Raw genomic sequence first — 24,465 nt, 5'->3', positions numbered from 1 at the left:
ATGGAAAAAGTAGCCAATCGGCTACTTTTTCCTTCTTAGGTACTTCAAATTAATAACTTCCTTTTCGGTCAAAAACCTATATTTGCCACGCGGCAGGTCTTTTTTTGTTAGACCAGCGTAGGTGACCCGGTCAAGGGCGACTACATCATATCCGAAATGGGCAAAAATCCGTCTCACTATCCGGTTTTTTCCGGAGTGAATCTCCAGCCCCAGAATGGTTTTATCCTTGGAGAGTATCTGCAAATCATCGACTTTCGTAGGTCCGTCCTCCAATTCTATCCCTTCCATAATGATATCAGCATCCTTTTGGGAAAGTGGCTTGTCCAATGTAACTTGGTAGATTTTTTTGATATTGTTGGATGGGTGGGCTAGACTTTCGGTCAATTCACCGTCGTTGGTAAACAGCAGCAATCCAGTCGTATTTCTATCCAATCTACCCACGGGAAAAATACGTTCGTCGCAGGCATTCTCCACGAGCTGCATAACTGTTTTCCGCTCATAGGGATCATCGGTAGTCGTAATAAAATCTTTGGGCTTGTTGAGCAGGACGTACATTGGCTTTTCCGGATTTAGCGTCCTGCCATTGTAGAGGATCTTGTCTCCGCGCTGTACTTTGTAGCCAAGTGAGGTGATTACCTGTCCGTTTACTTTGATTTCTCCTCCTTCGATTAGCTTATCCGCATCACGCCGGGAACATATACCGGCATTTGCGATGTACTTATTGAGGCGAATCTCGTCCGTATCTTTATTTTTATTCTTACTCTCTACTCCCTTGAAAGTATATTCTGGCTTCCTTTCATCCGATTTAAATTTCGCCTTAGATTTGATCGGAGAAAATGGCTTTTTAAAAGCTGGTTTTTTCTTTTTCGGAGCCTCGTCAGACCACTCATATATCGGTTTTTGATCCTTTCCTCTCCCTAGATATAGTTTCTTCGAGCTATTTTCTGGTTTTTGGTCTTTTCCAAAAGAACCCTTTCGAGGTGTACGGGATTTTTTTTTGTCACCGAATTCGGGTGAATGGGAAGGCTTGTTCCCTTTGTTGTCTTTTTTCATTGTCCTGCAGCATCTCTGCTGTATAATTTGTGTAAAATGGTTTTGTTAGGGAGATAATTTTTCTCCTATTTTTTTTTCGGAGTTCAAAGATACGTTATTGTTGTTGCATTTGGTTTTTTTGGGAAGTAAAAATATTGATCTTCATCCCTTTATCACAAAAGATGTGCTGATTTGTCGAGTCAAAATACCAATATGTAAATTCTATCGTAATATGAATTTGTAAAAATGGTGCATTAAAAAAGTATAATTGATGATTTTCTTTATTCCTTCTGTTCCCCGATTTCATTCGATTCCTGAACGAAATCTTTTGGCTGCGGCAAGTCTTTGATATCATTGATTCCAAAGTAATCCATGAATTTCTGGCTGGTTCCGTAAAGCAGTGGTCTTCCAAGACCAGTAGACTTACCCGTAATAATCACCAATTCCTTCTCCAACAATTTGTGCACAGAATAGTCACAATTGACACCCCGGATTTGCTCCATTTCAGATTTGCTGATAGGTTGTTTGTAGGCAATAATCGAAAGCGTCTCCAACTGCGCCGTGGAAAGCCGCTTTTGAGACTGATGTTTGAGTAGGATGGAAACACTGTTTTGGTATGCGGGTTTGGTTAAAAATTGAAAACCACCCCCTGATTTTTCCAACGCAAACGAAAAGTCATCAGCAAGGTATTTTTGCTGAAGGGCCTCTATGGCCTGGTGGATGTGCTCATCGGGTATCTCTGATTCAAACATTTCGCTCAGGCACCGTTGGATATCCGGCATAGCCAGAGGCTCTTTTGAACAAAAGATAAGTGCTTCTATGTGTCTGTGCAGAAAATCCACCCGTTATTTTTTTGCCAGTTTCGCCTCGATGCTGTGCATAGTATGGGGAACCGCCCGCAAGCGCTCCTTGGCAATAAGTTTTCCGGTGTCAACACATACGCCATATGTACCATTTTTAATTCGACGGAGGGCATTTTCCAAGTTTATAATAAACTTTTGCTGCCTAGCCGCCAATTGACTTAGGTTTTCCCGCTCCAAGGTATCGGCACCGTCTTCCAGTAATTTTGACGTAGATGCCGTGTTGTCGGTACCACTGTCGTTACTTTTACTCAGCGTTTTCTTGAGCTGGGACAATTCGTCCTTTGCTAGAGTTAATTTTTCCTGGATGAGGTCCTCAAATTCCTTGAGTTCTTCCTGGGAGTATGAAGTTTTCTCTTCCTGATTCATGGTGTGTTGGGTAAACTATGTGTTTTAAACTTAGGTCTATCTTTGTTAAAAATTTCTCTAAAATACGGCTAGCATTTTAAATTCAAAACTATTTAAATTTTTAATTTATACTTGCTCTACGGATAGCAGCTAACAGGGTTGCAGTCGGCCTATTTATAGTTGAATCCAATTTTTTATTTTAGGAATAAATTATACCGTTTAAAAAGATTAATTTGAAAACTACTTCATAAAAGTGTACTTTTAAGATTATTTACAGTTTAATAAACCTTAATAATATGAAGAAATTAATTTTAATGTGCTTGGTTGTTTTCGTCTCAATGACCTCTTATGGTCAGAAAAAAGACAAGGACGGCTGGTATACAATATTTGACGGGAAGACCCTTAAAGGTTGGACTGTAGGTGCCAATGCATCATCCTTTCAGGTAGTGGATGGGGCTATTAAAATAGATGGCCCGAGGGCACATTTGTTTTACACAGGTAAAGTGAACAAGGGGGAGTTCAAAAATTTTGAATTCCAGGCAACTGTCAAAACCGAAGAAAAGGCGAATTCCGGAATATTTATTCATACAGATTATCAGGAAGACGGATGGCCCGATGTCGGATATGAGATTCAGGTCAACCAGTCCCACGGTGATTGGAGAAAGACAGGAAGCGTTTATAGCTTCAAAGATGTAAAGGAAACATTCGTGAACGACGGTGATTGGTACACCAAAACCATCCGAGTAGAAGGTGATAAAATTACTGTTAAAGTAAACGGTAAAGTGGTAAATGAGTTTGTGGAGTCTCAAGACAGGGGAGATATTGGCGACAGCAAAAAGAGGCTAAGCAGCGGAACTATAGCCTTACAGGCCCACGATCCCCAAAGTATTATCTATTATAAAGACATCAAAATAAAGCCATTACCATAAGCATTTAAGCCAATGGCTGCACGAGTGTGCAAACCCTATAATCCAGTCTGTTGTCCCTTTATTTGGACAATGGGCTGGAATTTTTTTTGTCATCTATAAACTCCTTCCCTCTATGAATAAGTTGATTTTCAATCCTATAGCACTTAGGGGCTTTGTGGAAGAAATGTTTGCGTATTTTGGTATTCCATCTGAGGATTGCAAGTTGGCCGCAGACGTTCTTGCCTATAGCGATGAACACGGTATTGATTCCCACGGGGTGGCCCGCCTGATCACCTATTATGACTTGCTGAAAGTGGGGCGAATAAATATCCATCCTAAACTGAAAATTATCCGAGAAAAAGGCAGCGTCGCCACGATCGATGGGGACAATGGCCTAGGATTGATCATTGGTCCCAAATGTAATGAAATAGCTATGGATAAAGCGGAAATCCATGGATCGGGATGGGTAAGTGTATGTAATACCAACCACTATGGCGCAGCTGGTTACTATCCTGTAAAGGCCCTCGAAAGAGACCTGATTGGACTTTCTCTGACCAACACTACTAAAGGCGTGGTGCCTTTTGGCGGTAGGGAGAAAATGTTGGGGACAAACCCGATTGCAATTGCATTCCCTTCCGGGCAAGAGCCGCCTATGGTCATTGACATGGCCACGAGCACCGTGGCATATGGAAAGGTGGAAATAGCGGACAGGCAGCAAAAGCCAGTGCCAATTGGCTGGTGTTTGGACAAGGATGGTCAGCCTACAGTTGATCCTTTGGCGATGATTAATGACGGAGCATTGTTGCCGCTAGGTAGCGATATTGAAGGAAGTGGTCACAAGGGATATTGCTTGGCAGCTATGGTAGACGTACTTTCTGCGGTACTTAGCGGTGCTAACTGGGGTCCGTTTGCAGTCCCCTTTGCCATCCGGTCTGATGGACAACCAATTACTCAGGTGGGAAAAGGGATAGGCCACTTTTTTGGGGCCTGGGATATAACGGGCTTTCAGGACTTGGAAGTCTTTAAAAAATCAATGGATGCTTGGATCAGAGTGATGCGGGAAACGCCTCCCTTGGAAGGGACACCCCGTGTGCTGATTCCCGGCGATCCCGAAAGGGAGGCCTATGGGGTTCGGATGAAGGACGGCATTCCGCTGGATGGTATTGTCTGGGAGAGTATTTGTAAAATAGCAAAAGAGACGAAAATTCCTTTACCCAGTCCCCAATAAACAAAGTTCTGCCGTGCCTTTTAGAACCGGAAGAGGCACAATCCTGTTTATCGGTATATGATGGATTGGAAATACCCGTATCAACCCCGGTTCTCTTGAAAGCAGAAAAGCTCGAATCTTACCTGCCTATTTCCACAATGGAGTTATTGGCTCATTGCTCCCGCTATGTTGGAGTCTTGATAGTCCTATGCTGTCCATTTTTTAGTTCTGCCCAAAGTCCCCTGGCTTCCTCCATAGAACCAATTGCGCTGAGAACAATTCCACTGCCCTTTACTCCAAACGAGTTTTACTTTCATAATGTAATGGATGTCCGATCCGACCGATCCCCCGTTGCCTTCCTTGTCCCGATATCCAGCGATAGGGGTTCCAACTTGGAATTGGTAGATCTCAAAGGTGGTATGTTGCCTGCCATTGAAGCATTCGTGACCGGAAGTCTTTCCCAAAACCTAAGCTTGCGGCCGGTTGTCATCAAAATTAAGGATTGTAAAATCGTTGAAAAGCTGGTGGACAGCAGCAGGGGGGTGATAGAAGGTGAGGTCTATTTGGATTTTGGCTTTCATTTGGAAAGGGGGGATGATTTGGTGCATTTATTGGATTTTCAGGGTGGAATGTCCTACAAACGAACTGTTCGTCAAATTTCGGTCATAGAGCCCATTTTCAGAAAATCGCTTAGCAATGCCCTTAAATATTTTCACGACTGGATGGAAAAAGAAGCGGGTAAAAATGAAAAATTGGCACATTCCGTAAGGGTGAATATGTCCGATTATCGGGTAGATTTTAAAGATGACACGGTTTTTTATGATCCAAAACGTCCCCTAACTTGGGCAGATTTCACAGGAAGGCCCAGAATGGGTAATTATGCGGCCTCTATTTTCGCGAGCATCGCATATGAAGGAGACAGTAGGTTGGTTGATGGAGAAGTGGAAATCGATCTAGTTTTCAAGACCTATATGTTAAAAAACTCCTCTTGGGTCAAAGGGGTTAACAATACGTATGGCCTCAATCATGAACAGCGACACTTTGACATTGCGCAGCTTATCACAGAAAGGCTCAAATCAAAGTTATCAAATATGACCTTATTGCCGCATAATTTTGACCGGGTGGTGTCTTTTGAATTTCTGGAAGCATATCGGGAAATGAATCGTCTTCAGGAAGAATACGACAGGGAGACGGCCCATGGCATGAATAGCGCTGCTCAGACACGCTGGAATACCAGAATTGACAATGAACTCAGGGAGTTTGGAGTCATTCCATAATCCTCGAACATGAAAGTGGAGTTTACCCCCTTTCCTCCTCGGTCTTGTTCATCCAAGAAGGGGCTGTTGTAAACCACATGATAGTCCCGATGGTCATTAGCACTTTGCAAGTATCCGGTGTAATGCTTTGCTGAAATACCAGAATGGCTGGAATAATTGATAACCCCAAGCCAATAAAGGAAATTATCTTTACGAGTGTTTTCATAAGTATGTTTTTTAGGCTACAGGTTGTGGGGATTTTACAATGGGGCGTTTTTGGTTGATTTTACTGGCTACGATGTAGACCAATACGGCGACAAACCACCCGGGTAATCCAAGAAAGAACACTTCAATTCCTCCATAGATATTTAGCGCAAGGCAAAATACTAGGGTGATTCCCCAGGTCAATGCCGCAGACCAGTTCATTTTTGATTTAGATACCAAGGCATAGTTAGACCGCAAGCCGATTTTTTCCAATACATAAATATCAATAAAGATAACCGCTCCTAAAGGCATTAAAATAAGCCCATATAGTGCCACGAATTCCAGCAGCATCATTACCAAAGCAGGGAAGCAGGCAGCGATAGTCGTGATGAATCCAACAAAAAGCGTGACTTTCCAAGTTTTCCACTTGGGATTGATGGATTGTATGGCAAGACCTGCCCGGTAAAGGGTAGGGTTTGCTGTGGTCCATCCTGCAATTATCACGCAAACGGCTCCCGCAATGCCCACAGCACTGTAGGCAATAGGTCCTGGGGCGAAGGTTAGGCTATTTTGGGACTCTATTAAAAATAAGGAATAAAGAATTCCTGATGCTATCCATGCTATGAAATGACCCAAAAACACACCTGTTGCGGAGGAGAACCCATAGGTCCATTTTTTGGCATAGCGGAGGATGGACATATCCGCCAATCCGATATGCATGGCCATATTGCAAAACCAGGCAAAAAACATAACATGCCAAAATGTAAATTTACTTTGGCCCTCTAAAGGAATTCCAGTCCAGATCACCTCTTGCGCCACGGGCCAAAATTCGCTTACCTGCGTTACTCCCAGCCGGGGTAGGGAAGCAATAGCGGCCGCAATAAAGACCATAATCATCCATGGAGCGGCAACATTGGCAAACTTGGAAACTTGATCAAAACCAAACATGGCCACCACAGTCGTAATGGCTCCAATGACAAAGACAGTGATAATCCAGCCTATGCTATTGGGATAAATATCGGTAAGTTGCGGCATAGCCAAATCAAACGGGATACCCACGGCGGTGGCAGATACAGCTATCATTGCACCCGCCAGAAAACAAAACAAACCGGCATTTACCAAATTGTAAATAGTGGTAAATTGGTGTCCAGCGATTTTTTCCAACTGGTAGTAGAGGGTAATTCGGGTTTTGACGGCGATTTTACCCGTATAAAAAGCCCAACAAAGGATCGCCAAAATATTTCCGACAATCAGTCCGGAGACTAAATCCACCGCACTTGCCCCGTGGGTGACAAATAAGGGGCCGATTACGAATTCCGTTCCGGCAGTGTGTTCCCCTGCATATATACCCAAAAAACTTTTCCAACCTTTTAATTTATTGGTTGGGATTGGCTCTTGTTCATACTCATTGACTGCCTCCAGCTTTTGCACCAAAGCTTTTTTATTCCACATGTATGTCTCGTCGTTTTAAGGTTTGGGAAATAAAGATAGTTTGTAAAGGCTATAGCGAGCCTCTATTGATAAAATTGAAGATATTTTTGACACACTCTTTTTTGTGTTTTCGGATCATGTAAGCTGCGGTTTCTCCCATCAGTTTAAAATCGGTCGAAATTACAGTAATTCCGAGAAGTTCTTTAAGTGGGGTGTCATTATATGACACGATGCCAATATCTTTCCCCATCGTATAGCCCTGTTCCCTGACCTGCTTGACCAAATTGACCAGGTCATTTTCCTCTATCAGAATGTAGGCATCCTGGGGACGAAGTTCCATGTCCGTATAGATGGTCTCTAGAACTTCATTGTCAAACTCAAAGTCTGTACAAAACTTTTTGAAGCCATCGAGAATCTCCTTAGGATAGGGGTAAACCGTCTCTTTAGGATAGACCAGCATCAGTTTGTCATAGTGCTGCAACTCAAAGATCCCCTCACAAAGGGCATTGTATATATCGTGTTTGAAATCCTGATATACAGAAGCAAATCTGTCGCTTAAATCAGGCAAATAATTGTCTAAAATAAGCAGTTTGTCCGAAGGGATTTTTTTAAGGGTACTGATTACCTGTTGATCGAGGTTATAATGGTTTTTGCTTTCATCTTTAAAGTGGGGCATGATCACATAATGGTCGTATGCACCCATGTTCTCCTCCAAAATATTCAACAGAAGTTTGGGGTCGCAATGGTAGATTTGTAAGTCCACATAGGTGGAAGAGCCCATGCTGTTGACAAAAGAATTGTATATCTTAAGCTTATAATTGCTCAGTTTATTTATCAGAAACAGAACGGACACCTGAGAGTGTGAAACGTTTCTTGCTACATAAAACCCCTTACCCTTTACAGATACTATGATTTTCTTTTCTTTCAGTTGATTATAGGCTTTTTCAACAGTATCCCGTGAGAGGTAGTACTCTTCACTAATTTCATTGATGGATGGGATTTTGTCCCCGACATTCAGAAGTTGTCCTTCGATATCCTCAATGATCGAATTGACAATCTGCTGATATTTTGGGATTCTGGAATTTTCATCCAGGCGGATTAGTGTTTTAGCTGCTAACATAATCAGGTTATTTAGGGAATTGCCGTTTGGGTATACAGTGATTGTTCTAAAATATCAAGTAATGTTGGTAAATCCGAATATTCAAGGAAGGATCTTTTAGGAGCGTCAAATAACTACGATATTTGACACCTTGCCGCCAAAGTTACATTAACGGTAAATATCAATGCTTGTCGGTCCTGCTAACCCGGAGGGCATTATCTCCCAGTTGGAGGCATCGAACGGTTTATAGTCAATATTTACAAAGTTTATCTCGTGGTAATTTCTCCAGACCAACCCTTTTCTGTCCATGTCCCGGATACGGTTGGCCATGAGATTGGCCACTTCAATACGAACAGTGTTTTCGCCTGAATGTATCCACTCGGTAATGTTAAGCTTAAAATGGAGACCAAAGACATGGCCGGATTCACTGCCATTAATCCATACTTTTGCACTTTCGTGAACCGTACCCAAGTTTAGTATATATACTTCGGCGGGATTTTTTTCAATGGTAAAATTGCTCTCATAGGTGCCTATCCCAGAAAAGGATTGGGTGCGTTTATCCTCCAATTCGGTCCAGGGCATCAATCTTTCCAGCGTTTGATCTTCGGGTTTATCGGGTCCCCCAGCACCGAAACTTAATTTCCATGGACCATCAAGAGCCAATATTTCCTCCTGACTATTTATGTAAGGCCAGGCAGTGACATTGTCAGCCGAATTAGCTAACACCTGAACGATTAATGATTCTCCGGAGGGAATCTGCACACGTACGTTCCATGCTTCTTTTTCAGTTTTGCTTTCGGCCATTCCTATTGATCCCTGTTGTGGATCCAGTAATATGGCTGATTTTCCCTTATGCCGTAAAGGAATCCATTGATCAATTTTCTTTGCCGTATGGTTTACCAGATAATAATACGTTCCTTGATCCGATTCCCGTCGGATAAATTTCAAACCTGTGTCGGTCAGGGATTCCCGGTATATCCCCACGGATTCCAACCCATTCTCAAAATTTTTAGTGAGAATGATTTTTCCTTCACCCAAGCGCGCAGATTGGATTCCATTGGTGTGTAAATCGAAATCAATGTTATCCCACATTGATTCAAGTTGCCGAAGCCGCACTTCCACATCAAGAAATCCCGGGACTTGCTTTGGCACTTCCTGAAATATAACTGTTGCTCCCTGACGGACCAACTCAAGTAATCTTTGAAGGGTTTCCAAAGGCATGTGTTCCGAAGAGGGTATGAGGATTGCTTTGGCCTTGTTCCCTCCAGATAGTATGGAATTGTCTTGTATCCTCAATTGGTCCAACAACGCATCCGAAACAAAGTCGATAGCATACCCTTTCTCCATCAGCATAGCTGACTCTTTATAAAAGGGGGTTGGTTGGAGCCACTCGTCGATATTGTGAACGGTAATCATCCTGGAGAGTCCCTTGGGGTCTGCCCACACATCGTAAATGGGCCAATACATAAGCAGTTCCTGAGAGGGATTTCCAGATTGAAGTACTGCTTGGCTGCGGGCTACAAAATCATTGAATCCCCGAAAGTGAGACCATAGACTGTTGTGGGTGGTAAGATTTAGCGACGCATAAAACAACCAGCCTGGAAATTCAACATCCTGTGGGGAATAGGTAATGCCGTGGTAAAACATGTGATTGATACCCGCCAAAAAGGCTTGCTCCAATTCAGGCTTTGCCTGTGAAAAAGAAGACTTGAAATGTTCCCCCAACCAGGTGAAGGTTTCGGTAGAAACCAGTTTTTTTCCGGTAAGGTGGGCTGCCGATGAAGCAAACTTCAACATAATCGGGTCTGGGTCTACATTGCGGATATCCGCACTGTCTCTACGTAAGCCTGGTATTGGAAAATGACTGGAACCAAAAGTTTCTGCTTCGGGGATATCTACCGTAGCATATAAATCCAACAGATTTCCAGGAGATCCGTGGGCCTGATTTTTGGTCTTCCTACCATGCTCATGTGCCCAATTGGTCCATTGTTGGGTAAAGTTTTCCAACAGCATCTCGTGGATGGTTTCTCTGTAATCGGATTTCAGCCTTGCACTTGTTTGATTAGGTTCTTTGGTTAATAATTCCGGAAGGTGACGTTTTAGATCGTACCCCCGTTTTTTCTCAAAAAATTCGAAAAAACCAGCTGTAAAATCAGCTCCATAAACTTCAAAGCTGTCATTATAGAAAGCTCGTATCCCGGGGAATTGGTCAACAAACGATTGGTCAAAATGAGATAGGTAAGATCTGACTGCTTCCGCCGAGTAATGATCCAAGGTAAAGCCTTGGCCTCCGGGTGCGGCCCTTTTGACCAGCTGTCCAGTCTGGGACCTGAAGATGGCCCAGAGGCTCCAATTTCCAATTTGCTCCCAGTTTAGAGAACCATCTAGACTAACCTTATCCGTGACTTCCAACGCCTCTCCGTGTTCAGAAAAAGCCATTAGTGATTCCAATTTGTAAGCAAATCGTTTGGCCCGCTCATCCTGAAGTTGGATAGGTTGGTCAAGCTCGCCATCTCTCCAGGAATGCTGTTGCACCATCATGCGGGTCGCTGCCATTTCGGGTGTTACCATGGGCCCTCCAAATGGCCAACCCGTGCCTTGGGTAAGGTCAATGCCCATTTCGAGACTATCGGCTACCCCAACTGTATAATGAAGCATTTCCAGCCATTCGGGAGATAGGAATTCTATAAAGCGATCTTCATAACCTTTGGCTCCGTAAATGGGTGCGATTTCGAGTCCGCCGATTCCAGCTTCATGGTATTCTTTAAGCAGAATGCTCAGATTTTGTTTATCCACAGCGTTGCCCATCCACCACCAGCGGGACCAAGGTTTGGCCGTAGAAGTAATTTCCGGCCATTCTCCCGCAGGAAAATCATCATCTACTTGGGCGTCAGAATGGCAACCGAATAGATTAAGGCCGATCAGCAGTGCCGTAAATACAAAAAGGAATGGGATGTCTTGGGTAATTGTTCTATTCATATGTCAAAAATCAGCTTATTTCAACGAGAATACCTTTTTTAGCGGCGTGGTTACGGGTGAATGATCCGCATTGGTTTCCATAATGTCAGCCATATATGCCCACCATTTTTTGACAATATCCGTACTTCCCAAATCTTGGGAGGAGCCGGTTCTATCTACCTGTTGAAAGGCAAAGAGGGTGTTGGATTCACTGTCTAAAAATATATGGTAATCCGTAATTTTAGCTTCTTTAAGCAGCCTGACGAGTTCCGGCCAAATTTCTTCGTGCCGTTTTTCATATTCCAAAGCAAATCCCGGGTATAACTTCATGGAAAAGGCTACTTGCGTCATAGTGGGAGAGAATTTGGGTTTTAAGATTCGAAATGAATTAAGAAAGGTTAAATTAACAAATAAATTTTTTATAAACTATCCTGCACTTGCATGATTTCAGTTTTGCTTGCCACACGCGCATTTTCCGCTACAATGTTGTCCTACTGTTTTCGCAATTAATATTCCAAAAAATCCATAGACTTTTTCCGTAACCGGGTAGTCCTTATGAAGATAAACCTTCCAAGTTTCATCTGTTTAATTTGAACAAATAGCGGATTATCCAGAAAAACTGAAAGGGTTGCGCATTCTGGTATTAATAAAAAGCAGAAAAAACAGCGTCGATTATTGAAAATCGGATAGTCGGTTATGAATAAGTTAAAGGCATGTAGTAGATTAGCGGCAAACTTTACAATTACCAAAATGACCCAAGGAAGATTTGAGAATCAGGTAGCCGTAGTAACTGGAGCGGCAGACGGTATCGGCCGGGCAATTGCCGAACGAATTGCAGCAGAAGGGGGAAGTGTAGCCCTTTGGGATTTGAAGGAAGACCTGATGGAAATTCGCAAAAAGGAATTTGCCGAAAAAGGATACCCCGTGATGACCAAGCGGGTTGATATATCTGATGAAAACCAGGTAAGGGATGGTTTTTCCGAAATTGCGAACAAGTTTGGAAAAATAGATATTCTAATCAACTCAGCGGGTATTGTAGGCCCCACCCAAACTAAGATTACGGAATATACAACCGAAGCATTTGATGCAATATATAAGGTAAATCTTAGAGGATCATTTTTGACCTGCAAGTACGTGATTCCATATATGGAGCACAACAAATACGGAAGAATAGTGATGATCGCATCCATAGCAGGGAAGGAAGGGAATCCAAACATGATTGGCTATTCTGCCACCAAAGCCGGCGTGATCGGATTGGTAAAAGGTCTTGGGAAGGAATACGCAGACCAAGGAATCACCGTCAACGGCATAGCCCCGGCCGTAATCCAATCCCCAATGAATGCAGATACAGGCCCGGAGCAGCTTGCATACATGGCTTCCAAAATACCCATGCAACGCTTTGGGACCGTAGAAGAAACTGCTTCACTCGCCTGTTGGATTGCGTCAAAGGAAGCTAGTTTTAATACCGGGTTTATTTTTGATCTGTCAGGTGGGAGAGCGACCTATTAAAATTACACATATAGTTTCCAGCCCAGTTAATCAAGAAAATAAGGTAATTTAACATACCGTTTCGTACAAAACTGATGGCTGACAGGACTTAACAAAACATTAAACCTATATTGCACCAAAAATCAAAACCTATGAATGCATTGAAAAGTCAGTTCAAGGTCCTTATGACCTTGATACTGGGAATACTTGTGGTGTCTGCATGCTCCACAAGATCTGGCAAGCCAAAAATACTGGTATTTAGTAAAACTGCCGGATATTACCATGAGTCCATACCTGATGGGTTGGCAGCCCTCCAAAAATTGGGAGTGGAAAACGGGTTCGATGTGGATACCACCAAGAACTCGGATTTTTTCACCGAAGAGGTTTTAAAGGAATACAGTGCTGTTATATTTTTAAGTACTACCGGAGATGTATTGGATCATTATCAGCAGGCAGAATTTGAAAGATATATCCAAGCTGGGGGAGGTTATGTCGGTATACATGCCGCTGCCGACACCGAATATGATTGGCCTTGGTATGCCAAATTGGTGGGCGGCAACTTTTTGGACCATCCCGGTATTAACGATCCGCATCCAAATGTACAAGACGGGGTTTTGGATGTGATAGATAGAAAGCACCCTACTACATCCTTTTTGCCAGAAAAGTGGGGACGAAAGGATGAGTGGTATACCTATAAAAACTTCAATGAAGCGGTAAATGTACTGATGACCATTGATGAGGACAGTTATCAGGGGGGAGCGAATACGGGCTACCATCCGATGGCCTGGTACCATGAGTATGATGGGGGACGTGCCTTTTATACTGGCGGGGGTCATACCAGGGAGTCCTTTGAAGAAGAACTATTTTTGAGACATGTCTTGGAAGGCATTAATTATGCAATTGGCAAAAACAAAAAACTTAACTATTCAAAGGCTATTAGTAAGCGGGTTCCGGAAGAAGATAGGTTCGAAAAAAAAATATTGGTGATGGGTGAGTTTAATGAGCCCACCGAATTCACCATCCTACCCAATCTGGATATATTGATTGCCCAACGAAGAGGTGAGATAATGCTGTATAAAAACGGCGACTCAACAGTCACCCAGGCAGGGCTGCTGGATGTGTATTGGAAAACAGAAACTCCCCGCGTCAATGCGGAGGAGGGGCTTTTGGGATTAAAAGCGGATCCGAATTTTGCGGAAAACAATTGGGTGTATGCCTTCTACAGCCCGGTGGATAAATGGGTAAACAGATTATCCCGTTTCAAATTCGAAAACGACAAGATTAATATGGGTTCCGAGCAGATGATTTTGGAATTTTATTCCCAGCGGGATATCTGCTGTCATACTGGAGGTTCCATAGCTTTTGACAAGGACGGATTACTTTATGTGTCAGCAGGGGACAATTCTACGCCATTCAACCAGGCAAACTCACCGCATATACTGCGGGGCTATGCGCCGATAGATGATCGTTCAGGTTTTGAGCAATACGATGCCGCGAGATCTTCGGGAAATACTAACGACTTAAGAGGAAAAATCCTGCGAATTAGGGTCAATGAAGACGGCAGCTACGATATACCGGACGGAAATCTTTACCCCGTAGGCACGGAAGGCACCCTTCCGGAGATTTATGTTCAGGGTAACCGAAACCCATACAGGATAAGTGTTGAGCAAAAGACCGGTTACCTTTATTGGGGAGAAGTTGGCCCTGATGCCCGAAACGACAGTTTGGGTGTAAGGGGACCAATGGGATACGATGAAGTCAATCAGGCAAAAACTGCAGGGAACTTTGGCTGGCCCTTCTTTGTGGGAGACAATTATGCGTACACGGCCTTCGATTTTAACACAGGCAAACCCGGAATTACCTTCGATCCGACAAAACCGGTGAATCTTTCCAGAAACAATACAGGTTTAAAGGAATTACCACCCGCGCAGCCGGCCTTTATTTGGTATCCGTATGTGGAATCCCCTGAATTTCCCCAAGTGGGAACCGGCGGGCGAAATGCCATGGCCGGTCCGGTGTACTATTCAGATATGTATCCCGATGGAGGAGGTTTGCCTGATTATTACGATGGCAAATTGTTTATATACGAATGGATCAGGGGCTGGGTCAAGGTAGTCACCATGGATGAAAACGGTGATTACGAAAAAATGGAGCCTTTTATGCCGAGCGTGAAAAATAATGCGCTGATAGATATGGAATTGGGGCCGGACGGAAAGCTATATTACTTGGAATATGGTAACGGTTGGTTCTCAAGAAACCCGGATGCAGCCCTTTCACGAATTGATTTCAACCCGGGAAACCGTGCGCCGGTGGTCTTGGTAGCCAAGGTAGATCAGACTTCTGGAGCCTTACCATTTACCGTTAACCTGACAGCGGAAGCAAGGGATCCTGAGAAGGACCCATTGACCTATCACTGGGATATGGGGAATGGAGAGGTTGTGGAGACCGAAGAACCCAATCTTGCTTATACATATGATCAAGTAGGTGAATACACCATACAGTTGCGGGTGAGTGATACGGAGAAGCTCACCACCAATGCCATGCCACTGGAGGTCTATGCGGGGAATGTAGCCCCCCTTGTGCACATACAGGTGAAAGGCAACCAAAGTTTTTACTTCCCCAACCAACCCGTGTCCTATGAGGTGATAGTAACAGACCCGGATGATCCCAGTGCGGGTTTGGATTTAAGCAGTCTATTTGTGATGGCGGATTACATCGAAGGATTTGACCGGGCGGAGGCTGCCCTGGGGCATCAAGTAATGTCAGACGCCATGACTGGAAAGAGTATCATGGAATCCCTAACCTGCAAAACCTGCCACAAAGTGGACGAGCCTTCTGTAGGTCCCTCTTATGTCGATGTAGCTAAAAAATACAGGAACAATTCCTCAGCCGTAACCCATTTGACAAATAAAATCATCAAGGGTGGTTCTGGGGTCTGGGGTGAAACGATGATGCCGGCCAATCCTGCTGTAAAAGAAGGCGATGCCAAAAAAATCATCGCTTGGATTATTTCCTTGGGAGATGATTCCGGTACGCTACCTTCTCTCCCTCCAGCAGGCATAGTAGAGCCAACTTTGGGGAAAGCAGTATCTCCTAATGGGGTTTTGCAGATCTCAGCTACCTTTACAGACAGGGGAGGAGATAATATCAAACCGCTGACGGGAGGCAATACTGTCTACCTACGTAACAGTCTCTTCGACCTTTCGGAAGCAAGTCTTCAGGGTATATCGAAGTTAGCCGTAGAAGGCAGGACGATTTTGCTGGCTCCTGCTGATCAATCGGCCAGCGCCAGTTTCCAATATATCGATTTATCAGGCATCTCGGGAGTGAATATCGGCCTATCCTCTCAAAAGCCATTTGACTTTGGTTATCAATTTGAACTTCGCCAAGGCAAACCTGAAGGTGCGTTGGTGGGACGGGTAGTGGTAAGGCCTAATGAAATGAAGGCAGGTGCTTCGAACAGGTATAATGGTGAAATTGTGATTCCTGTAGATTCATCAGCAGGTGATACTATTCAGGATCTCTATTTGGTGACCAAACCACTAAATGATGAAGAGTCTGTAAATCTGGCACTGATTTCCATGGAAGTAAAATCCATGTAATTTTCAGTCAAATTTCATTTGTTAATGAATAGCCCTTTGAGATCCGGATAGGTTTTTAAGGGGCTATTTTATGCTTTGATTTTTTATTCGACAAAAGGAAATGATAATTGAACCCGGAATATGCATTTGAATTTCTGCTGCAGACCTAAAACGCTTTAAAATCAGCCGCTACGCTTCACTTTTCGAGTTCCCCTTAGGGGTGGTTGACTCTCCAAAGTGACTGATTTTATTGCGTTTTAAGCCCTTCCCGACTTGGTCGGGACAGGCTGCAACGAACCCTAATACATAATCCGGGTTGAATTTGAACTTATGTATAGGCCGATTAGTTTGATCATAAGTAAAAAAATTAAACCAACATGCAAATTCAACCTGTTTTAGAACCCCTAAATTTGGGCGCCATAAAATTAAGCAACCGTGTGATCATGGCTCCCATGACCCGATCAAGGGCTTCAAATCCCGAAAATAAACCAACAGAAATCCACGTAACCTACTACACCCAGCGTGCTTCCGCTGGACTGATCATTACCGAAGGTGCACAAATTTCCAAAAGAGCTGTAGGATATATTAACACTCCGGGAATTTATTCAAGTGAACAAGTAGAAGCATGGAAAGAGGTTACCCAAGCGGTCCATGAAATAGGGGGCAAAATATTTATCCAATTGTGGCATGTGGGAAGGATTTCTCACCCGGACTTCCATAACGGGGAGCTTCCACTTGCTCCCTCTGCGATCAATCCACAGGCCAAATCCTTTACTCCAAAGGGTTTTAAGGAAACAGTGACTCCAAAGGAAATGTCTCTTGAGGAGATTAAACAGACGATAGAAGATTTTAAGCAGGCAGGCAAGAATGCCATGGAAGCAGGATTTGACGGGGTGGAAATACATTCATCAAATGGCTATCTTTTGCATCAATTCTTCAATCGAACGTCTAACGTCAGGGGCGATGAATATGGTGGAAGTATAGAAAACCGGGCCAAAATTCTTTTTGAGGTAATTGAAGCCATTAAGACATATGTTCCAGAAAACCGGATCGGAGTAAGGCTCAACCCATCGCTGCATGGTGTTTTTGGAATGACCATGGACGAAGAGACTATTCCAACCTTTGATTACATCATAGATCGCTTGAACTCCTATGACCTGGCCTATCTTCACCTTTCCGAGCCTTTCACAGATGTATCCAGTTTGCCTTTTGCGGAGACAGATATAGCAGGGAGATATCGGCCCATGTACCAGGGAACGTTGATTATCAACAGTGGATTTGATCAGGAGAAAGCGAATTCTTACATACTTGAAGGCCAGGCGGATGCTGTGGCATTCGGAAAGCCATTTATTTCCAACCCTGATTTGGTAACTAGGTTTCAGGAAAATGCCCAGTTAGCAGATTGGGACCAGGATACCTTCTATACTCCAGGGGAAAAGGGGTATACCGACTACCCTTCACTTTCTGAAGAAAAAGCGGAAAATAAAAATTAGTCAACGCCAATCCGAATAAATTCACACAATGTGTTTAATTGCATTTAACTGGCAAAATCATCCTGATTACAAGATGGTATTGATAGCCAATAGAGACGAATATTTCGAGCGGCCCTCTGCTTCCCTACATTTGTGGGAGGAGGGCTTTTATGCAGGTAAGGATTTGAAGGGAGGAGGTACCTGGATGGGTATGCACCCTAACGGAAGGTTTGCGGCATTGACCAACTACAGAGATATCTCCAATGAAAAGGAACGAACCTCCAGTAGGGGCGAATTGGTTGTGGACTTTCTGAAAGGAGAGATGACTCCATTCGATTATTTAGAATGCCTGCAGCAAAGAAAAAACGAGTATAACGGCTTCAGTCTACTTGTTTCTGATGGTACTAAAATGTTTTTTCTTTCCAATTATCAAGAGGAAGTACAGGAAGTTGATTATGGGTTTCACGGGTTGAGTAATGCACTTTTGAATACGCCTTGGCCCAAAGTTCAACGTGCTAAAAGTGACCTGTCAAATTATCTACATGAGACCCATATCCCTGAAACTGAAACTATGGTTGGTTTGCTGCAGTCTGTAAAGACTGCCCCAACCGATAAGCTCCCCAATACGGGGTTAAATCCATTGATTGAGAAATCTGTTTCGGCTCAATTTATTACTTTAGATGATTATTACGGAACCGTAAACACTACTGCTGTTTTGTGGAAACATAATGGAGAAGTACAGATACGGGAAGTTAGATTCATATCCGACCAAGAAGTAAATACCGTTCAATTTTTGGTCAAAACTTCCTAACTTGGAAAGCTTATTATTGTGACAGCAAAGAAATAGCATATGATAAAATTAGATGTACTGATTATTGGAGGAGGTCCGATTGGACTTGCCTGCGGCGTTGAAGCACAGCGTGCCGGACTTAACTACTTGATTGTAGAAAAGGGTGTTCTTACCAATTCCATTTTCAATTATCCGTCTAATATGACCTTTTTTTCCACTTCGGAAAAATTGGAAATGGCAGGTATTCCCTTCATGTCCATATCCAATAAGCCAAATCGTACAGAGGCCCTCGAATATTATCGGAGGATTGTGAAGCATTATAAATTAGCCATTCATTTATATGAAGAAGTTAAACAGCTGCAACGAACGCCTGAGGGTGAATTTGAGGTTTTGACGTCAAAAGCGAATTATCTGGCAGAAAAGCTGATCCTAGCCACTGGGTTTTATGACTTGCCAAACACCATGGGTGTGCCGGGTGAAGACTTGCCCAAAGTATCCCATTACTACAAGGAACCATGGCCTTATATAGGTCAAAAATTAATAGTAGTCGGTGGTGGTAATTCTGCGGTGGATGTAGCACTTGAAACATGGCGCAAGGGTGCGGAAGTGACTATGGTGGTGATGAAACCGACCATTGATCAGACGGTCAAATATTGGGTTTTGCCGGATATAGAGAATCGTATTAAGGAGGGTTCAATCAGAGCTTATTTTGATTCCAGCATAAACTCGATTGCCGAAGATTGCGTAGAGATCCAGACGCCAGAAGGCCCGGTAGTATTGGAAAATGATTTCGTGTTGGCAATGACAGGCTATAGGCCAAATTTCGCATTACTTGACCAGTTAGGTGTTGAACTCAGTCTGGACGATCGAAAACGTCCTTGCTTTGACATCGAAAATCAAGAATCAAATATACCGGGGCTTTATCTGGCGGGAGTAGTGTGTGGAGGGCTGAACACCAGGGAATTTTTCATAGAAAATACGATCGCCCATGCCGCCGCGATCATTGAGGATATTAAAAAGAAGAAGGAGTTGACGGCTTGATAATTTTTCCCGGCTCTTCAACAACATTCGGAATTCTCAGCATAAAGCTGCTTCCCATTCCCAAGGTGCTCTGTACCGTTAGCTCCGCTCCGATTTTTATTGCATTTTGATAGCAGAGATGAAGCCCCATTCCAGTGCCTTTCTCCAGTGCTGTCCCGTAGGTAGGTTTTATCTCGAGTTGAAAGATGTCCTTAAGTTGTTTTTCGGACATACCTATTCCGTTGTCTTCCACAGAAATAAGCGTTTCATTTTCATCCTGACCTATTTCTAGCTTTATTTCCCCTCCCACCTGTGTGAATTTGATGGCATTTTGAATCAAATTTCGTAGGATAAGCAGTAGCCGGTCTGATTCCAGTGTTAAAGCTGGATTGCTCAGATAATTAATATGCAGATTGACTCCCTTTTGATTTGCGATCGTTTTCATGATTTCCAACGTATCCCCGAAGAGGCTTTTTAAGTCAACATCTTTGATTCGGCTGTTTTGGTTTTTAAGTTCAAAGGAAGACCACTCCAAGATATTTTCCATCATGGCATAGGTTCGTTGGGTGTTTTTTAAAAGCTCCGAATGAATAAAAGCCAATTCTTCCTGAGTCAATTCGTCTGTCTCATTGATGAGCTCAAGTGTTTGTACAATGGATTGCAGCGGGTTTTTAAGGTCATGGGTTAGGATAGCGATAATTTTGTCTTTTTGAAAATTGGTCTTAGTTAGATCTCTGTTGACCATCATCAATTCATTCTTATTTATTTCCGTTTTACTTTTTTGTGTTTGGTAAAATATCCTAACGGTCATCAAAATAAAAGTCATCCCCAATACAGACCCTAAATAAGTAACACTGTGGTCGAAAAATCGAGAGGTTTCATTCGTGTAACTCGTAGGAATAATTTCCGGATGATAAATTCCCAAATAATACAGGCCTAAAAAGTAAACTACATTTACCAAAGTCAGGCCAAAAATCCATCTGACTGGAACAATACTAGCCATTACCAAATTCATTAAAATAAATACATATGCACTTGAGCCATGAATGCCATCATTTAAGTAAAAATTTGCAGACAGAACCGGATAAGCCACAAGTCCAAATAGAATAAATGGGGTGATAAATTTATTTTTGTACCTGAGTAAATAGTATAAATAGATTAAAAATGGAATGCAGGATAAAAAAATGGAGGCAAGCACATATTGTCCTGTACTTACTGTAAGGATACTCATGACAAAAACGTACAGCCCAATTATGACAATTGTAGCATTGAATATTTGCTTCTCCATCACCGGTGATTTTTCCCAGAAGAAAATCGCCTTCCATTTCCTCGATACCCACTGCCTGTATTTCATTTAACTAATTTGTCAATTGAATGTTTTAAACATCATCTGATTTATGTAAAGGTACAAATTCAAACCTTTCACCGTCGAACAGTCCCAAATCGCTGATTTTCAGTGATGGGATCACCAGAAGTGCCATAAAACTTAACGACATGTAGGGAGAAGCCAACGTCGCCCCCATTTTTTTGGAAAATTTATCCAATTCTGTATACGATTTCGCTACTTCAAACCCGTCCCCTGTAGTCATTAGGCCGGCTACGGGCAAGGGTAACGTCCTGACATCCGTACCGTCAAATGCTGCCAATCCACCCTTGGAAACAATAACGGCGTTGGCGGCAGTTTTCATCGATTCGTCGTCAGTTCCTACAACAATTATATTGTGGGAATCATGGGCTACCGAGGACGCTATGGCTCCGTTTTTTATCCCGAAATTCTTGATGAAGCCTAAAGCCACCGGGCGGGTTTCATATCTATTTATAACCGCAATTTTCAGGATATCTCTACCGATGTCTGCTACCAAATTCCCTTCCTCAGCTATCATAAAGGCTTCTCCTTCCTTGGTCACTAACTGACCGTCTTCGACTTCAATTATTCGTGTTTCTCCCGAATTACCGTGAATCTGAAAAGAATCCGACGTAACCTCGGGTATCAAAAATTTATTAATAGTAATGTTTTTAACGGAAGAAATCAAGGTTTGGCCATTGGAAGCGACTAATTTTCCATTAATATAGGTTTGAAGTACCTCAAAATGCTTTAAATCTTTGACCAAAATAAAATCCGCAGGATCATTTAGTTGAAGTGAGCCCACTTCCAGGCTATAATGTTCTATAGGATTTAAGCAGGCAACCTTCAAAACATCAAAAATGTCTTTCCCCTTTGCCACAGCTCTTGCTACCAGCGTGTTGATATGCCCTTCTAGTAGGCTGTCGGGATGTTTGTCATCGGAGCAAAACATCAAATTTTCCGAATAGTCATCCATTAGGTCTATGAGCGCATCGAAGTTTTTGGCGGCACTTCCTTCTCTGATAGCGATCTTCATACCCAGTTTCAATTTTTCAAGCGCTTCTGTATAGGACACACATTCATGGTCTGTGGAAATGCCCGATAGGACATATTGGGCGGCTTTTTCCCCCCGAAGACCCGGGGCGTGGCCGTCTATGGGTTTGCCGTACTTTTTCGCCAGGGCAAGCTTCTGTTCTACCAGAGGATCGCTAGCCAGTACTCCCGGCCAATTCATCATTTCAGCTAGGTAGTTGATTTCAGGGTCCTGAAGGAGGGTCTCAATATCTTTCAGGCCGATACTTCCCCCTGCTGTCTCGAAGGTGGTGGCCGGTACACAGGACGGGGCTCCGAAATAAAATTTAAAATTCACCTGTTTGCCGTTTTCGATCATATACCTTACCCCTTGCATACCGCAGACATTGGCGATTTCATGGGGGTCCGACACCGTAGCAACTGTGCCATGTACCACAGCCATTCGGGCAAATTCTGTAGGTACTAGCAGGGAGGATTCTATATGTACATGGGCATCAATAAAACCTGGCATGATATATACCTTAGGAGCATCTGCGGTGCGTTCTATGGCGGCAATACACCCATCTTTGACTGAGATGCTTACAGGGTAAATATCATTCTGAATGATATCAACCAATTGACCTTTAATGTTAAAATGAGTATCGTTCATATGATTTTTCTACGGGAATTTCAAAATATTCTTTTCATTTCCTAAAGGAAATAAAAAGCTATTAAGAAGGCAATTATTACCATAACTGTTTTAAAACTACTATATTTGCACCCGAATAATCACTTAGAGATACTCGCTACTTTTCCTTAATGAAAAAAATCATTATAGCTATTGATGGACTTTCGGGTTGTGGAAAAAGCACAACGGCCAAATCGGTTGCCAAAGCGTTGAAATATGCTTATATCGACTCCGGATCTATGTATAGAGCTGTTACGCTTCATTTTTTAGAATCCGGCACGGAGTTAACGAATAGTGAGGATATTCGCCAATCCTTAGAAAGCGTACAGCTGGATTTCCGAACGCTGGAGGAAGGCGGATCACAGCGGATTTTTTTAAATGGAAGGGACGTGGAGGATGAAATTCGTGACATGGAAGTCAGTGAACTGGTAAGCGAAGTCAGTAAAATAAAGGAAGTTCGTGAGAAACTAGTCGCCATTCAGCGCAATCTTGGTGAAAATCGGGGCGTAGTAATGGATGGAAGGGATATTGGAACGGTGGTGTTCCCAGGGGCTGAACTTAAAGTCTTTATGTATGCGGACTTGAACGTGCGGGCAGATCGCCGGCGTAGGGAGCTGCTTGATAAAGGAAAGTCAGCAGCTTTTGAGCATATAGCACGAAATTTGAACGAAAGGGACCATATTGACTCTACCAGAAAGGAAAGCCCACTGTTAAAAGCTGCAGATGCGGTGGAAATGGATACCAGTCACCTGACTTTTGATGATCAGGTGGAGCAGATACTCGATTTGGCAAGAGACAGGATGAACTGAAAAACAAAAGAATGGAAGTTACAATAGATAAAAATTCCGGTTATTGTTTTGGGGTGGAATATGCCATCCAAATGGCTGAAGATGAAATGGAGGGAAGTGATAAACTCTATTGTCTGGGAGACATTGTGCATAATGACATGGAGGTGAGGCGCCTTAGCCAGAAAGGGTTGGAAGTCATCGACAGGGAACAACTCAAATGCCTGACCGATTGTAAAGTATTAATCCGTGCCCACGGCGAGCCGCCGGAAACTTACAAATTGGCCATTGAAAACAACATCGAACTGATAGATGCTTCCTGTCCGGTCGTTCTAAAATTACAGCATCGGGTTAAGAATGCCTTTGATAAAATGGAAAAGGAGGACGGTCAGATCGTAATTTATGGCAAAAAGGGGCATGCGGAGGTAATTGGACTCACTGGTCAAACCCTTGAGAAGGCCATCGTAGTCATGGAGGACTCCGACCTGGAGCATATTGATTTCACCAAGCCGGTGACACTTTTCAGTCAAACTACAAAAAGTACCAAAGGCTTTTACGAGCTAAAAGAAAAGATAAGTGATCGAATTCAGGAGGCTAAAGTTTCGCTGTCTGAAATTGATTTCAATGCCAATGACTCCATTTGTAGACAAGTTTCCAACAGGGAGCCTCAGTTACGCAATTTTTCCGCAGCAAATGACGTGATTATTTTTGTGTCCGGTAAAAAAAGTTCCAACGGAAAAGCACTGTACCAAGTTTGCCTTCAAGTTAACCCGCAAAGCTATTTTGTGGAAAGTGAGGAGGAAATAAACTCCGCATGGTTTAGGTCAGCAGACAAGGTGGGAATTTGCGGAGCAACTTCCACTCCGATGTGGCTTATGGAGCAGGTAAAGGACTACATAAGTAGCTTAAAGGGTGAATTAGTTATGGCAGAATAGGAAATAAGTGATTGTTTTAATCCAATTGTAGAAATAACGAAAACAAA

At 43.1% G+C, this 24,465-nt stretch carries 20 protein-coding genes; 10 read left to right on the top strand and 10 right to left on the bottom strand.

Annotated elements, in window-relative coordinates; genetic code table 11:
• Positions 1–21: 21 nt before the first annotated feature.
• From FQ608_RS00675 to FQ608_RS00665, 3 genes are all read right to left on the bottom strand, one after another.
• The gene (locus tag FQ608_RS00675; RefSeq protein ID WP_158855879.1) at positions 22–1,053 is read right to left on the bottom strand and encodes a pseudouridine synthase; all 1,032 of its coding nucleotides are present in this window, start codon (positions 1,051–1,053) and stop codon (positions 22–24) included.
• Positions 1,054–1,313: 260 nt separating this feature from the next.
• Positions 1,314–1,874, bottom strand: coding sequence for an SMC-Scp complex subunit ScpB (gene scpB / locus FQ608_RS00670; protein ID WP_158855878.1), 561 nt, complete (start codon positions 1,872–1,874; stop codon positions 1,314–1,316).
• A gap of 3 nt (positions 1,875–1,877) precedes the next feature.
• Complete coding sequence (locus tag FQ608_RS00665; RefSeq protein WP_158855877.1) at positions 1,878–2,261, bottom strand: TraR/DksA family transcriptional regulator; 384 nt, start codon at positions 2,259–2,261, stop codon at positions 1,878–1,880.
• Positions 2,262–2,536: 275 nt separating this feature from the next.
• Between FQ608_RS00665 and FQ608_RS00660 the strand changes: the two genes are divergently transcribed.
• The 3 genes from FQ608_RS00660 to FQ608_RS00650 all read left to right on the top strand — a co-directional run bounded on the left by FQ608_RS00660 (position 2,537) and on the right by FQ608_RS00650 (position 5,632).
• A complete protein-coding gene (locus FQ608_RS00660; RefSeq protein WP_158855876.1) occupies positions 2,537–3,169 on the top strand; it encodes a 3-keto-disaccharide hydrolase in 633 nt (210 codons plus the stop codon).
• Between the two features lie 112 nt (positions 3,170–3,281).
• Positions 3,282–4,376: an Ldh family oxidoreductase gene (locus FQ608_RS00655; RefSeq protein WP_158855875.1), complete on the top strand. Its 1,095-nt coding sequence runs from the start codon at positions 3,282–3,284 to the stop codon at positions 4,374–4,376.
• A gap of 95 nt (positions 4,377–4,471) precedes the next feature.
• On the top strand, positions 4,472–5,632 hold the full coding sequence (locus FQ608_RS00650; RefSeq protein ID WP_199856278.1) for a hypothetical protein: 1,161 nt from the start codon (positions 4,472–4,474) through the stop codon (positions 5,630–5,632).
• 22 nt (positions 5,633–5,654) lie between these two features.
• Here FQ608_RS00650 and FQ608_RS00645 read toward each other — a convergent pair whose 3' ends face one another.
• The 5 genes from FQ608_RS00645 to rhaM all read right to left on the bottom strand — a co-directional run bounded on the left by FQ608_RS00645 (position 5,655) and on the right by rhaM (position 11,654).
• Positions 5,655–5,837 (bottom strand): hypothetical protein, encoded by a 183-nt coding sequence (locus FQ608_RS00645; RefSeq protein WP_158855874.1) that lies wholly within the window; start codon positions 5,835–5,837, stop codon positions 5,655–5,657.
• Between the two features lie 11 nt (positions 5,838–5,848).
• Positions 5,849–7,267 (bottom strand): purine-cytosine permease family protein, encoded by a 1,419-nt coding sequence (locus FQ608_RS00640; protein ID WP_158855873.1) that lies wholly within the window; start codon positions 7,265–7,267, stop codon positions 5,849–5,851.
• 49 nt (positions 7,268–7,316) lie between these two features.
• Positions 7,317–8,366, bottom strand: coding sequence for a GntR family transcriptional regulator (locus FQ608_RS00635; protein WP_158855872.1), 1,050 nt, complete (start codon positions 8,364–8,366; stop codon positions 7,317–7,319).
• A 147-nt stretch (positions 8,367–8,513) separates the two neighbouring features.
• Complete coding sequence (locus FQ608_RS00630) at positions 8,514–11,324, bottom strand: glycosyl hydrolase (protein ID WP_158855871.1); 2,811 nt, start codon at positions 11,322–11,324, stop codon at positions 8,514–8,516.
• Positions 11,325–11,339: 15 nt separating this feature from the next.
• A complete protein-coding gene (gene rhaM, locus FQ608_RS00625; RefSeq protein WP_158855870.1) occupies positions 11,340–11,654 on the bottom strand; it encodes an L-rhamnose mutarotase in 315 nt (104 codons plus the stop codon).
• 399 nt (positions 11,655–12,053) lie between these two features.
• Between rhaM and FQ608_RS00620 the strand changes: the two genes are divergently transcribed.
• From FQ608_RS00620 to FQ608_RS00600, 5 genes are all read left to right on the top strand, one after another.
• On the top strand, positions 12,054–12,812 hold the full coding sequence (locus FQ608_RS00620; protein ID WP_158856315.1) for an SDR family NAD(P)-dependent oxidoreductase: 759 nt from the start codon (positions 12,054–12,056) through the stop codon (positions 12,810–12,812).
• Positions 12,813–12,943: 131 nt separating this feature from the next.
• Entirely contained in the window at positions 12,944–16,393 is a 3,450-nt protein-coding gene (locus FQ608_RS00615; protein WP_158855869.1) for a ThuA domain-containing protein, read from the top strand.
• A 356-nt stretch (positions 16,394–16,749) separates the two neighbouring features.
• Positions 16,750–17,865: an alkene reductase gene (locus FQ608_RS00610; RefSeq protein WP_158855868.1), complete on the top strand. Its 1,116-nt coding sequence runs from the start codon at positions 16,750–16,752 to the stop codon at positions 17,863–17,865.
• 28 nt (positions 17,866–17,893) lie between these two features.
• On the top strand, positions 17,894–18,655 hold the full coding sequence (locus tag FQ608_RS00605; RefSeq protein ID WP_158855867.1) for an NRDE family protein: 762 nt from the start codon (positions 17,894–17,896) through the stop codon (positions 18,653–18,655).
• Positions 18,656–18,694: 39 nt separating this feature from the next.
• A complete protein-coding gene (locus FQ608_RS00600) occupies positions 18,695–19,675 on the top strand; it encodes a YpdA family putative bacillithiol disulfide reductase (RefSeq protein ID WP_158855866.1) in 981 nt (326 codons plus the stop codon).
• Here FQ608_RS00600 and FQ608_RS00595 read toward each other — a convergent pair.
• Complete coding sequence (locus tag FQ608_RS00595) at positions 19,647–21,008, bottom strand: sensor histidine kinase (RefSeq protein ID WP_158855865.1); 1,362 nt, start codon at positions 21,006–21,008, stop codon at positions 19,647–19,649. The genes FQ608_RS00600 and FQ608_RS00595 overlap by 29 nt on opposite strands.
• A 25-nt stretch (positions 21,009–21,033) precedes the next feature.
• Entirely contained in the window at positions 21,034–22,680 is a 1,647-nt protein-coding gene (ade, locus tag FQ608_RS00590; RefSeq protein WP_158855864.1) for an adenine deaminase, read from the bottom strand.
• 149 nt (positions 22,681–22,829) lie between these two features.
• Between ade and cmk the strand changes: the two genes are divergently transcribed.
• Positions 22,830–23,507, top strand: a complete 678-nt coding sequence (gene cmk, locus FQ608_RS00585; protein WP_158855863.1) for a (d)CMP kinase — start codon at positions 22,830–22,832, stop codon at positions 23,505–23,507.
• 11 nt (positions 23,508–23,518) lie between these two features.
• Positions 23,519–24,418 (top strand): 4-hydroxy-3-methylbut-2-enyl diphosphate reductase, encoded by a 900-nt coding sequence (locus FQ608_RS00580; RefSeq protein WP_158855862.1) that lies wholly within the window; start codon positions 23,519–23,521, stop codon positions 24,416–24,418.
• The last annotated feature ends 47 nt before the right edge of the window (positions 24,419–24,465 follow it).

Source organism: Lunatibacter salilacus (assembly GCF_009797935.1).
Classification (GTDB): Bacteria; Bacteroidota; Bacteroidia; order Cytophagales; family Cyclobacteriaceae; genus Lunatibacter; species Lunatibacter salilacus.
This window is presented reverse-complemented; position numbering and strand designations above follow the sequence as displayed.